The organism is Rothia endophytica (genome assembly GCF_928381505.1).
GTDB lineage: Bacteria > Actinomycetota > Actinomycetes > Actinomycetales > Micrococcaceae > Rothia > Rothia endophytica_A.
In genome coordinates, this window is the sequence record NZ_CAKMSJ010000004.1 from 62,192 (window position 1) to 75,123 (window position 12,932).

Genomic DNA, 12,932 nt, shown 5'->3' on the forward strand with positions numbered 1-12,932 from the left:
ACGCTCACGCACAAGAAAAAGAGCGTTAGAATATCTCAGGTCTATCAAGGAGCGCCATGAATACAACCCACCCACGCAGGGTGAACCTCTACACCTGGATTATCTGCCTGGGCGGGTTCCTCTTCGGCTACGATACCGGCATTATCAACGGTGCTCTGCCTTTCCTGCAGCAGGACTTTCACCTCTCGCCGGCAGCTGAGGGCATTGCTACCTCAGCCCTTACTCTCGGGGCTGCTTTCGGTGCTCTGGTAGCAGGTCAGCTGATTGACCGCTTTGGACGCCGCCGCGTCCTCCTCGCTTTAGCTGTCGTGTTCGCCCTGGGCTCGCTGGGGCTGGCGTCCGCTCATATTCTGCAGGTCTTTATCGTCTTCCGCGTCATCATTGGTCTGGCGGTAGGTGCGGCATCAGCAGTGGTACCCATCTACCTGGCGGAGATTTCGCCGGCTAACCGCCGCGGCTCGGTAGTGACCCGCAACCAGTTCATGATTGTCTTCGGTCAGCTGGCAGCCTACGTCACCAACGCCTTCATCGGCACTGCTTTTGCTCATGAGAGCTCCATATGGCGAGTCATGTTCGCCATCTCAATTGCACCTGCCGTCCTGCTTTTTGTGGGTATGCTCATCGTTCCGGAGTCCCCGCGCTACCGCAAGGACTCCACCGTGCAGCGCGGTGCCGTCCGTCAGCTGTGGCGGGATCCTGCACTGCGCTCCCTCCTGCTTGTTGCTGCTGCAATCGGTATTGTGCAGCAGGCAACCGGCGTCAACGCCCTCATGTACTACGGAACTCAGGTGCTGCGCGAAGCAGGCTTCTCTACAGATGCAGCCTTGACCGCCAATATCTCCAATGGTGTGCTCTCGGTAGTTGGTGCCGCCCTTGGTCTGTGGTTTGTTGGACGCTTCCCGCGCCGCACCGTGCTGACCATTGGTTTGGCTGGGACTACTGTCTCACTGGCAGCGCTGGCGGTCAGCTCCCAGCTGCTGGATGCGTCTGCTCGCCCCTGGGCAACCCTCTTTATCTCTATTGTCTTCTTGGTCTTCCAGCAGGGTGCGGTATCGCCGGTGACCTGGGTGCTCATGAGCGAAATCTTCCCGGCTTCTGTGCGTGGCGCCGGTATGGGTGTGGCTACTTTTGTATCCTGGATTGCCAACTTCGCGGTATCTCTGACCTTCCCCCTCTTCCTCGCCAGTTTGGGGCTGGGTACCACCTTCGCCCTCTTTGCAGTCATCGGCATCGGCTTGATTGTCTTTACCCGTCTGCGTGTACCCGAAACCTCGGGTAAAGAAATGTAGCGGCGCCCCTTTCGGGCTTTCCTTATGAAAAAATGCCCCCTGCGCCTTTAGCGCTGGGGGCTTTTAGTGTGTGAGGCTACTTGACCTTGATGCCTGCAATATCAGCGGCTTTTATCAGGGTGCGGGTAGCGTACTCCAAGCCCTCGATGGCGCCCATGGAGGTGTCTTCATGCTCGATATTGACCCACATGTTCTCATCTACCTCGTAGAGAGCCTTCATGAACTCTGCCCAGTAGGCGGCATCGTGTCCTACACCCACTGCTACGAAGTCCCAGGCTGAATCCTTGGGCCACTCGTTGACCCATTCATCACCACCCAGATTGACACGGTTTTCTTCGGGGGAGAGACGGCGGAAACGCTCATCCAGTACACCGTAAATCTCGGCGTTCTCGCGGTTGATGCGTACATCCTTAGCTGCTGAGTGGAAGGTGAGATCGCCCAGCCAGCGCACTGCCGCAACGGGATCCATCTGCTGCCAGAAGAGGTGGGACGCGTCCAGCTCAACGCCGATGTGTTTAGCGTCGATGCGCTCTACCAGGCGCTTAGCGGTGGGTGGGTTGAAGACCAGGTTCTGTGGGTGGAGTTCGAGAGCTACTTTGACGCCGTGCTCTGCGGCGAGTTCTTCAATTTCGCTCCAGAACTTTACGGCAACGTCCCACTGGTAGTCCATGGAATCTAGGGTGCCAGAGTTCCATGCATTGACGTGCCAGGCGGGGTGCTTGGTGCCAGGCTCGCTACCGGGCAGACCGCTCATGGTGACCACGCGGGTCTGACCCAGTAGGGGTGCGAGGCGGATGGACTTGCGCAGGTCTTCTGCGTGCTTTTCTCCGATTTCGGAGTTGGGGTGCAGGGGGTTGCCGTTGCAGTTGAGGCCTGCGATTTCTACACCGGCTGCTTCATACTTGGCAAGGTAGTCCTTTGCGATTTCGGGGTTATTGAGAATTTCATCAACGGGTACGTGTACCGGGGGCAGGAAGCCTCCGGTGTTGAGTTCGTAACCTGAGAGGCCGAGGTCAGCGACGATGCTGAGGGCTTCTTCCAGGGGGCGGTCGTGCAGGATCGCGCTGTAGACACCAAGTTTCATAGGTTTCTCCTTTGAAAATCAGCGTCCAAACCAAGTAATTGGAGCGGTTCAAAATGGACGCCGGGCGCACCCTGGGGTGCGTGTTAGTCGGTTGTTGGGTGCCCGGAGGTCTTATCTGAGCCTTCTTATTATTTGGCTCACAACCATTCTGTAAAGATAAAGAAATTTTGTCAATATGTCAGTACAAAGATTGACAGGACAAAGTGACATAGTGCACGCTAGTAGTAGACCTCCTCGGCAAGAAGCCGAACCGCGCAAAGCTAGTAAAGGACACCGAATGTACGAGCTGCTGACCATGGGCCGCATCAGTGTAGATGTTTATCCCGATGATATCGGCGTCGGCCTTGAAGACGTCATCACCTTTCGCAAGTACCTGGGTGGCTCCCCCTCAAACGTGGCTGTAGCTGCCGCAAAATACGGGCACAAGACCTCGGTGATTACCAGCGTGGGTAATGATCCCTTTGGGGTTTTTTTGCGGCGTGAACTGAACCGCTACGGCTCGGATGATGCCAACGTGCTGGTGAACGACAGTCTGCAGACTTGCGTTACTTTCTGTGCGATTAAACCGCCAGAGGACTTCCCCCTCTACTTCTACGGTCGTTTCCCCACTGCACCTGATCTGCAGATCACTAAGGAACAGGTCGATACCGAAGAAGTGAAGAACGCTCAGATTTTCTGGACCACCCTCACCGGTCTGTGCCAGGAACCTGCCCGTGAAGCCCAGCTCCACGCCCACGCAGCACGTCCCCGCGAAGAACTGGCTGAAGGTCAGCACACTATCCTCGACCTGGACTATCGCCCCATGTTCTGGGAAAACCCGAAGGACGCTACTGCAGCGGCCAAGGAATCGCTCAAGTACGCAACCATTGCTATTGGTAACCGTGAAGAGTGCGCCACTGCAGTAGGCGATGGTACCCCCGATGAGCAGGCAGATCGTCTGCTGGAAGCTGGCGTCAAGATTGCCGTTGTAAAAATGGGCGCTAACGGTGTTATGGCAAAGACCGCCACTGAGCGCATCGTTTCTGCTCCCGTACCCGTCGAAACTGCTAACGGCCTGGGTGCAGGTGACTCCTTCGGTGGCGCCTTCACTCACGGCATCCTTTCCGGTTGGCCCCTGCAGCAGGTTCTCGACTTCGCTAACGCAGCTGGTGCTATCGTTGCCTCCCAAATCGCCTGCTCAGAAGCTATGCCTGTTGAAGCGGAAGTTAAGGCACTGCTCGAAGAACGCGGCCGCGGTTTCTAACCGCCCCAGGAACAAGAGGAACTAGTAATGACCATTAACCTCACCGAAGAACGCGCCCCCAGGCGGTACGAGCACCTGACTCGCACCCGGCTAGAAGACCCACAAGCAGTTTTCCGCGCTGCGTCCAGCCGTAAGCGCCACCCCGGTGCCATCTACGGCAAGCAGAATTTTATTGTTGCAGCTGATCATCCTGCTCGCGGTGCCAACAAGGTGGGCGACAATACGCTGGCAATGGCTGACCGCCGTGACCTGCTGGACCGCCTACAGGTAGCACTGGCAAACCCAGCAGTGGACGGCGTGCTTGCCTCTCCCGATATCCTCGATGACCTGCTCCTACTCGGTGCTCTTGAGGGCAAGTTGGTATTTGGTTCCATGAACCGAGGCGGCCTCTCCGGCCTGGTTAACGAGATGGACGACCGCTTCACCGGTCACACCGCTCAGGTGCTGGAGAAGCTGGGAGCTGATGGCGGCAAGATGCTCACCCGCATCCACTACGGTGACCCGGCAACCGTGGCAACTCTAGAGGCAACTGCAAAGGCAGTTGATTCCCTAGCAGAGCGCGGCATGTACGCCATGGTTGAACCCTTTATCTCGGAGACCGTGAACGGTGCTATCAAAAACGACCTGAGCGCTGACGCCGTCATCAAGTCTGTAGGTATCGCCAGCGCTCTGGGTGCTAGCAGCGCTTATACCTGGATGAAGCTACCGGTTGTAGGTGAGATGGAGCGCGTGATGGCGTCCACTACCCTACCTACGGTGCTTTTGGGGGGCGACCCCAGCGGTTCACCCGACGAGGTCTTTGCTACCTGGGAAGCAGCACTTAAGTTGCCCGGCGTGCAGGGTCTGACCGTGGGCAGAACCCTTCTTTACCCCGAAGACGGTGACGTCGCCGCTGCTGTGGCAACCGCGGCCTCCCTGCTGAACACCTCAGCGTAAATCAAACATACTTTTTAGATCTGAAACCGAGAAAGAAGATCATGGCAACTCAAAAAATGTCAGTGGCTCAGGCGGTCGTAAAGTTCCTGGGCAACCAGTACACCGTTGATGAAGTCGGTGGGGAGACCTACCGCGAGCGTACTATCCCCGGCATGTTTGGCATCTTTGGCCACGGCAATGTTGCTGGTGTGGGGCAGGCTTTGCGCCAGTTCCAGGAGCTTGAACCCGAAGTTATGCCTTACTACCAGGGCCGCAATGAGCAGGCACAGGTTCACCAGGCTGTGGGCTATGCCCGCCATACCCGCCGCCGTGCAACCTACGCGGTGACCACTTCTATCGGTCCCGGTTCTTCCAACATGGTGACCGGTGCTGCGTTGGCAACCACTAACCGCCTGCCTGCCCTGCTTTTGCCCTCGGATCAGTTTGCTACCCGTGCGGCTGACCCCGTGTTGCAGCAGCTCGAGCGCCCGGACGCCGGCGACATCACCGTCAACGATATCTTCCGTCCGGTTTCTCGTTATTTTGACCGCGTTTGGCGCCCCGAAATGGTCTTTGCGTCACTGATCAACGGTATGCGCGTATTGACTGATCCCGTTGAAACCGGTGCGGTCACCATCGCTCTGCCTCAGGATGTCCAGGCTGAACTGATTGATGTTCCCGAGGAATTCTTGGCGCCCCGTGAGTGGCGCATTCGCCGCCCCGAGGCTGAGGACGTAGAGATCCGTGCGGCTGTTGAAGCTATCCAATCTGCAAAGAAACCTGTCATCATTGCAGGTGGCGGGGTTCACTATGCATTTGCAACCGATGAGCTCAAGAAGTTCGCTGAAGCTACTGGCATTCCCGTTGCCTACACCCAGGCAGGTGTTGGTGTCATGGATTGGGACCACCCACTGTGCCTTGGCGCTGTCGGTTCAACCGGTTCTACCGCCTCTAACGCACTGGTTCGCGACGCCGACCTCATCATTGGTATCGGTACTCGTTATGAGGACTTCACCACTGCTTCCCGCACTGCCTTCCAGAACCCGGACGTGCGCTTTGTAAACATCAACGTGGCTTCCTTTGACGCCTGTAAGCAGGGTACTTCCCTGACCGTTGTTGCTGATGCCCGTAAGGCACTGGTCAAGCTTAACGACGCCATGAGCGGCTTCAGCGTGAGCGACGAGCAGGCAACCCAGGTTGTTGAAGAGAAGAAGCGCTGGGATGCCATTGCAGATGCTGCTTTTGCTGAGCGCTACCGCCCGCTGATGAGCCAGAACGAGATTATTGGTGCAGTCAATGAGGCTATGGACGACCGCGACGTAGTCATTTGTGCTGCTGGCTCACTGCCTGGCGACCTGCACAAGCTCTGGAGGGTCAAGGACACCCACGGCTACCACGTCGAATATGCCTACTCCTGTATGGGTTACGAAATCCCCGGCGGCCTGGGCGTTAAGCGAGCATCGCTTGCAACCGGTGACGGCCGCGATGTAGTGGTCATGGTGGGCGATGGCTCCTACCTGATGATGCACACCGAGCTGGTTACCGCTGTTGCTGAAGGAATCAAGCTGATTACCGTTCTGATCCAGAACCACGGCTACGCTTCCATCGGTGCTCTATCTGAGTCCCTGGGCTCCCAGCGCTTTGGTACCAAGTACCGCATGCACGACGCCGAAAAGCACAGCTTCGACCACGGCGAGAAGCTGCCTATCGACCTCGCGACCAACGCTGAGTCCCTGGGCGTTCGCGTCATCAGTGTAGCTCCTGGCGAGAACGTGCGCGAAGACCTCATGGCAGCTGTTGCTGAAGCAAAGGCAGCGCCCGAAGGATCAGGTCCCATCGTTATCCATGTAGAGTCCGACCCCATGCTGGATGCACCTTCATCAGAATCATGGTGGGATGTTCCCGTGACCGGCGTTTCAGAGCTCGAGTCAACCCAGCGTGCCTACGAAACCTACGCTGACTGGAAGACCAAGCAGCGTAATTACCTCTAAGCTACCGATTCCGCGCTCCTCGGCGTCCTTATCGTCGATGGAGCCCGGGTACCGGAAAACCACAAGTTTTACTCCCCAAGAGAATCACAAGGAGAACATCATGACTTACGAAGTCAAGCACCACATCAACGGCGAAGAAGTTGCCAGCGCCGGCACCGAACGCCAGAACATTCTGAACCCCGCTACCGGTGAAACCATCGGCACCCTGCACCTGGGTGGGGACGCCGAACTGCAGGCAGCAGTAGCAGCCGCAAAGACTGCTTCTGCTAGCTGGGGTGAACTTTCCCTGGCACGCCGCACCGCCGTCCTCTTCAAGTTCCGCGAGCTGCTGGTTGCTAACACCGACGAACTTGCTGAACTGGTTGTACGTGAGCACGGTAAGGTGCTCTCCGACGCCAAGGGTGAAATCGCCCGCGGCCAGGAAATCGTAGAGTACGCCTGCGGTATCACCAACCATATCTCAGGTGCTTACACCCCTCAGGCAGCAACTGGCATTGACGCCTTCTCCCTGCGCCAGCCCCTAGGCGTGGTCGCAGGTATCACCCCCTTCAACTTCCCTGTCATGATCCAGCTCTGGATGGCTCCCATTGCTATCGCAGCCGGTAACGCTTTCATCTTGAAGCCCTCAGAGCGTGACCCCGGTGCTGCCAACTTCATGGCGAAGCTCTGGGAAGAAGCAGGCCTGCCCGCCGGTGTCTTCAATGTTCTGCACGGTGGCAAGGAAATGGTTGACGGTCTGCTCAATCACAAGGATGTAGACGGCATCTCCTTTGTTGGCTCAACCCCCATCGCTAAGCATGTCCACGCTACTGCAACCGCTAACGGCAAGCGCGTTCAGGCACTGGGTGGCGCTAAGAACCACGCACTGATTATGCCCGACGCCAATATGGACGTGGTTACCGATCACCTGACCGCCGCTGCATTTGGTGCTGCCGGTCAGCGCTGCATGGCAATCTCGGTAGCAGTTGCTGTTGGCGACGCTGCTGACATCGTAGTAGAGCGTGTAGCTGCTAAGGCTCGCGAGGTAAAGGTAGCTAACGGTATGGAGGCAGGTGCCGACATGGGCCCGCTCATCACCGAAGCTTCCCGCGACCGCGTCAAGCGCATCATCACCGAAGCTGAGACCGATGGTGCAGCTATTGTTGTGGATGGCCGCGACCTGGTGGTTGCTGACCATGAAAACGGCTTCTTTGTTGGCCCCACCCTGATCGACCACGTCAAGCGAGAGATGAGCGCTTACGCTGAGGAAATCTTTGGCCCCGTGCTGGTTGTTGTCCGTGTGGATTCATTGGAAGAGGGTATCGAGGTTATCAATTCCAACCCCTTTGGCAACGGTACCTGTATCTTTACCGATTCGGGCTATGCAGCCCGTAAGTTCACCCGCGACATCAAGGTTGGTATGGTCGGTGTGAACGTACCCCTTCCAGTGCCGCTGGCTAACCACTCCTTTGGTGGTTGGAACGACTCGCTCTTCGGCGAACACCATATCTACGGCGAAGATGGCCTGCGGTTCTACACCCGCAACAAGGCTGTTACCCAGCGCTTCCCGGAGCGTAAGGATGCCTCAGGTGCTTCCTTCAATTTTGAGTCTCGTAATAACGGCTAGAAGCACCGATAATCCTCTTTGCTGAGGAAAATAGCTGGACTGTCACCTGCGTTTCTTTTTGCGCACGGTGGCAGTCTTGTCTTCACGGATTCTGGTATTTTTCTTGCATATTTTGCTCCACAGATAGTGACCAAGGGCACTAGTATTTGATAGTATGTCAGTACATAGTGTGGTTGGGATTGAAGCAGCCACTCGCCGATACAGGCAAGATTTTCAACGATGAAAGCGTGGAAAGAGCATGACCGATAACAAGCTCATCATTGGCACCGCCCCCGACTCCTGGGGTGTTTGGTTCCCCGAAGACGACGCACAGACCCCCTGGCAGCGTTTCCTGGACGAGGTCGCTGAGGCTGGCTACAAGTGGATTGAACTTGGCCCCTACGGCTACCTACCCGCAGACCCCGAGACTCTCGCTAAAGAACTCAAGGAACGTGACCTTCAGGTATCAGCTGGTACCGTATTTACCGCATTCCACCGCGGCGTAGATCAGTGGGACGTCGCCTGGGAGCCCGCCCGCAAGGTTGCTGAACTGACTGCCGCTATGGGTGCTCAGCACATCGTCGTTATTCCTGCACTCTGGCGTGATGATAAGACCGGCGAAGCTCTTGAGTCTCGTGTGCTGAATGATAAGCAGTGGGATGATCTGGCAGCTGGCCATAACCGCCTGGGTGAAACCTTGCAGCGCGATTTCGGCTTGTTCCAGCAGTTCCACTCTCACGCTGATTCTCATGTTGAGACTATGGCTGATATTGAGAAGTTCCTGGCGGTTACTGACCCTAAGCTTGTCACCCTGTGTCTGGATACCGGCCACGCAGAATACGGTGGCGCTTCATCAGTAGAACTCATCGAAAAGTACCCCAATCGCATTGGCTACTTGCACCTCAAGCAGGTTGATCCTGAGCTTTTGGCCAAGGTTCGCGCTGAAGATATGACCTTCAAGGACGCTACCGCTGCAGGTGTTATGTGCGAGCCTCCCCACGGTTTGCCTGACCTTTCCAAGGTTATTGAGGCTGCAGAGAAGCTAGGTCGCCCCCTCTATGGCATCGTGGAGCAGGACATGTACCCCGTCAATAGCTTCGATACTCCGTTGCCCATTGCTAAGCGCACTAAGCAGTACCTGCTCGGTTGCGGCTCCCGCACCGTGATTTCCTAACACCATAACCTTTTATGCGGATGCCGCCACCGCGGCGTCCGCGCTCTACCTACTCTCTAGAGGAGAACAACTCATGGATAACGAACTTCGAATTGGTGTCGTTGGTGCAGGCCGCATGGGCTATGACCACATCAAGCGCATCCACTCAACCATTAACAACGCAGCGGTATCTGCCGTCATCGACATTGATGAGGAGAAGGCAAAGCAGGCGGTTGAGGGTATCGAGGGTGCCCAGGTCTTTACTAATTTTGAAACTGCACTTGAAGCAGATGCGTTTGATGCAGTGCTAATCGCTACTCCAGGTTTCCTACATACCCCCGTGCTGTTGCCATCTATCAAGAAGGGGCTGCCTATCCTGTGTGAGAAGCCGCTGACCACCGATTCGGTGTCCTCCTGGGAAATCGTTCAGGCTGAGGTCGAGGCAGGTAAGCGACTGGTGCAAGTAGGTTTTATGCGCCGTTTTGATGCGGGCTACCAGCAGATCCGCTCTTTGGTGGAAGGCTGTGAGCACGGTGAGCTTCTGCAATTATCTTGCGAGCATATCAACCCCGACGTGCCCGCCTCCTACACCGGCCGCAACCTCATTGACGACACCGTGGTGCACGAGTTTGACGGCATCCGCTTCCTAACCGGTGAAGAAATCAAAAATGTGCAGGTACGCGCAGGTAAGAAGAGCAAGTACGCCTCAGCAGACTTGAACGACCCTGCTCAGGTGCTCATTGAAACTGAGGGTGGAATCCTGGTTACCGTCAATACCCACGTGGTTTCCCAGTACGGTTATGCTGTGACCACTAAGGGTATTTTCGAAGAAAAGCATGTATCTGTAGGTGAAGACCAGGTTTGTGAAAGTTTCGAGCCCCGTTTCGTTGATGCTTACGATGCCGAGGTCCAGGCTTGGGTAGACGCTTCACTGACTGGTACTCAGGTTGGCCCTTCAGCCTGGGACGGCTATGCAGCCGTAGCCTGCTGTGAAGCGGGTATTGAAGCCGAGGCCTCCGGCAAGATTGTTGAGGTTAGCCTCAACCAGAAGCCTGACCTGTACAAGTAGGTCACGAGTTGGGGTAAGAGCAGGCTTTAGTCTCCCCTGGCACCCATATCATAAGGGCAACCACCGTCTACCGAGAGGTAGACGGTGGTCGTTCTTAAGTGGAAAGGGGTTTGCTTTTAGTGTGTGGAGCAACCGCTAACTTGATAGCCAGAGCGAGGAATAGCGACATCGGGATAATTTCTCCGGCGGTTTCTGCCAGGGTAACCGCGTGGAGCGCAAGGTAAGAGAGACTGTCGTGAACAATGATGTGGAGCATGTCTACACCGACAGCGAATACTGCTAAGAGCGCCAGTATTCCTGCGAAGAACAAGGATTGTCTACGCTCCCAAGGTCCGGTTCTAATATGGCCAATCAACAAGACCAATAAAGCTACGGTGCCCAAGATAGCCCAAGCCAACAGCTCACCGAAGTCTTGAGGGCGCAGACCAAAGCCGCCTTCAAGCCCTAGTTTTACAACGAATACCTCTCCGACCTGCTCATGTATCTGAAAGAGATCATCTACCTTAATCAACAGTAGAACAGCACCCCAGGCTGCCAGGAGCAAGCTGCGATAGCTGAAAGCTAAGGCTATCAGGAGGGCAGACGTAGCAAAAAGCTTGATATGCCCCCATACTTCAAGGTGCGAGCCGTCATGGTCGCCATTCCAGGAGACGGGGTTAAAGATTCTTAGTATTCTTCCCGCGCCATCAGCTCCAGCTATATGTGCCACATTAGCGGCTAAGAGCAGAATCAATTATGAGAAGAAGTAAGAGGGAGAGCTGAATGATGCTCTTCGACGATACCGCTACCGGAGCTTCGGGTGGAGGAGTAGGCACTACTGTATCTGTCCTTTGTTGGGCGGGGAAGCTGTCTCTGACGTATAACGAATGAGCTGTTGTTGAGGCGGAGTTTTTTTGTTTTCTCTTCATCAACTTCCCTCGTCCCATTGATTCTAGTTGAATTTGAGGGGTTTGAGGCGGGGAAGGGCGGGAAAATGGTGCATGTCATCGAAAGTAGGGGCACATTGGAAACTATTTCTAGGGAAAACAAAAAATGAAAAAATAACCCGTTTTCTGGACGGAGACCCTCGAGAGGGTTGCCCGGCAGAAAACGGGTTATGAGGGTTGCGGAATCTAACCCCGGAGTATTGATAAGAAGGTAACCGGAGCGGTCTTATTTCTTGGGTTCTACAATATAAATCGCGCCAGTGGTAACACCGACTTCAACCTCTTCAAGGCTCTTACCGCGGGTTTCGGGGAGGAACTTAATCATGACCAGTACGGCAACCGCGTTAATAGCGGCAAAGCCGAAGAAGGTGTTGTTTAGACCTACTGCTTCAAGTGCTACGGGGAAAACGTATGCAACTATGGCGTTCACGGTCCAGAGGCAGAAGACTGCAAAGCCCATACCGAAAGCGCGAATTTGTTGGGGGAAAATCTCGGAGAGAAGTACCCAAGTTGCGACGTTCAGGAACGTTTGCATGGAACCTACGAACCCAACAATGAGAACCAGTAGAACCCAAGGGCGGATTGCAGCGTCCTCGGGTAGCCAGAAGGCAGAGGAGCCGATGAGCAGGTGGAAGATAGTTACCAGAGAGTAGCCGGTAATGACCGTGGTTCGACGGTTAATCTTTTCCATCATCCACAGTGCAATGAATGCACCGATAACTGCAATGACACCGGGGGCGATATTGGCAATAAGTGCTGCATTCGCGGCAAAGCCGGCCTCTTCAAGAACGATTGAACCGTAATACATAATCGAGTTGATACCGGTGAGCTGCTGGAATACAGCGAGGGCGACGCCCACAAAGAGGATACGAACAATCCACTTGTCTTTCAGCATGGAAGAGACGGAGGGGGAAACCAGGGTTTCCTCTGAAGCCAGGGTGCGCTCGATGTCACGAACTTCGGCTGCTGCGCGCTCTTCTGAGCGGATGGTAGCAAGGATAGCGAAGGCTTCTTCTTTACGACCCTTGGTGAGCAACCAGCGGGGGGATTCAGGCATACGGAGCATACCGATGAAGAGGAAGATTGCCGGGATGGCGCAGACCGCGAGCATGACACGCCAGATGTGGTCATGATGGCCCCAGACGTTACCCAGGATCGCATTGACGACGAAGGCAGCAAGCTGGCCAACCACGATCATCATTTCGTTACGACCTGAGAGCGAACCGCGGATTTCGTAGGGTGCTAGTTCGGCAAGGAAGACAGGTACCACGGTGGAGGCACCGCCCACGGCAAGTCCGAGGAGTACGCGACCGATGATGAGGATGCCCAGCCCCGGTGCGATAGCGCAGGCAATTGAGCCAAAGAAGAAGAGCGCTGCGAGGAAGAGGATGGTGACGCGACGACCCATAGCGTCTGCCATCTTGCCGATAGTAAGCGCACCAAATGCTGCACCAGCCAGGAGTGATGAGGTGACTACACCGATATGGCTAGAATCTAGCCCAAGTTCGGCGCTCATTGGTTGGATTGCTCCGTTAATGACACCGGTGTCATAGCCGAAGAGCAGGCCGCCAAGGGTCGCTACGGTTGCGACCTGTCCGAGACGGCGGGAGTGGGGACCTTTGGTCAGCGGCGGCAGATTTGCCTCAGCTGCGCTGGGTGTGTGAGAAGACATAAGAT

Annotated in this window: 10 protein-coding genes; 7 read left to right on the forward strand and 3 right to left on the reverse strand. The window is 55.7% G+C overall.

Annotation, left to right across the window (positions count from 1 at the left end; translation table 11 throughout):
• Positions 1–56: 56 nt before the first annotated feature.
• On the forward strand, positions 57–1,289 hold the full coding sequence (locus L6990_RS05970; protein WP_237203168.1) for an MFS transporter: 1,233 nt from the start codon (positions 57–59) through the stop codon (positions 1,287–1,289).
• Positions 1,290–1,365: 76 nt separating this feature from the next.
• On the opposite strand, the gene L6990_RS05975 is transcribed toward L6990_RS05970, so the two are convergent.
• The gene (locus tag L6990_RS05975; RefSeq protein ID WP_237203169.1) at positions 1,366–2,373 is read right to left on the reverse strand and encodes a sugar phosphate isomerase/epimerase family protein; all 1,008 of its coding nucleotides are present in this window, start codon (positions 2,371–2,373) and stop codon (positions 1,366–1,368) included.
• Positions 2,374–2,650: 277 nt separating this feature from the next.
• Between L6990_RS05975 and iolC the strand changes: the two genes are divergently transcribed.
• The 6 genes from iolC (at position 2,651) to L6990_RS06005 (ending at position 10,329) form a co-directional block, all read left to right on the forward strand.
• Positions 2,651–3,616, forward strand: a complete 966-nt coding sequence (gene iolC / locus L6990_RS05980; RefSeq protein ID WP_237203170.1) for a 5-dehydro-2-deoxygluconokinase — start codon at positions 2,651–2,653, stop codon at positions 3,614–3,616.
• Between the two features lie 27 nt (positions 3,617–3,643).
• Positions 3,644–4,552, forward strand: coding sequence for a Cgl0159 family (beta/alpha)8-fold protein (locus tag L6990_RS05985; protein WP_237203171.1), 909 nt, complete (start codon positions 3,644–3,646; stop codon positions 4,550–4,552).
• Positions 4,553–4,608: 56 nt separating this feature from the next.
• Positions 4,609–6,522, forward strand: a complete 1,914-nt coding sequence (gene iolD, locus L6990_RS05990) for a 3D-(3,5/4)-trihydroxycyclohexane-1,2-dione acylhydrolase (decyclizing) (RefSeq protein ID WP_237203381.1) — start codon at positions 4,609–4,611, stop codon at positions 6,520–6,522.
• A gap of 100 nt (positions 6,523–6,622) precedes the next feature.
• On the forward strand, positions 6,623–8,128 hold the full coding sequence (locus tag L6990_RS05995) for a CoA-acylating methylmalonate-semialdehyde dehydrogenase (RefSeq protein ID WP_237203172.1): 1,506 nt from the start codon (positions 6,623–6,625) through the stop codon (positions 8,126–8,128).
• Between the two features lie 238 nt (positions 8,129–8,366).
• Positions 8,367–9,281 carry a sugar phosphate isomerase/epimerase family protein gene (locus L6990_RS06000; protein ID WP_237203173.1) on the forward strand — a complete coding sequence of 305 codons (915 nt, stop codon included), beginning with the start codon at positions 8,367–8,369 and terminating at the stop codon, positions 9,279–9,281.
• A 73-nt stretch (positions 9,282–9,354) separates the two neighbouring features.
• Positions 9,355–10,329 (forward strand): Gfo/Idh/MocA family protein, encoded by a 975-nt coding sequence (locus tag L6990_RS06005; RefSeq protein ID WP_237203174.1) that lies wholly within the window; start codon positions 9,355–9,357, stop codon positions 10,327–10,329.
• Between the two features lie 94 nt (positions 10,330–10,423).
• Here L6990_RS06005 and L6990_RS06010 read toward each other — a convergent pair whose 3' ends face one another.
• Complete coding sequence (locus L6990_RS06010; RefSeq protein ID WP_237203175.1) at positions 10,424–11,038, reverse strand: hypothetical protein; 615 nt, start codon at positions 11,036–11,038, stop codon at positions 10,424–10,426.
• 443 nt (positions 11,039–11,481) lie between these two features.
• A complete protein-coding gene (locus L6990_RS06015) occupies positions 11,482–12,927 on the reverse strand; it encodes a sugar porter family MFS transporter (RefSeq protein ID WP_237203176.1) in 1,446 nt (481 codons plus the stop codon).
• Positions 12,928–12,932: the final 5 nt, after the last annotated feature.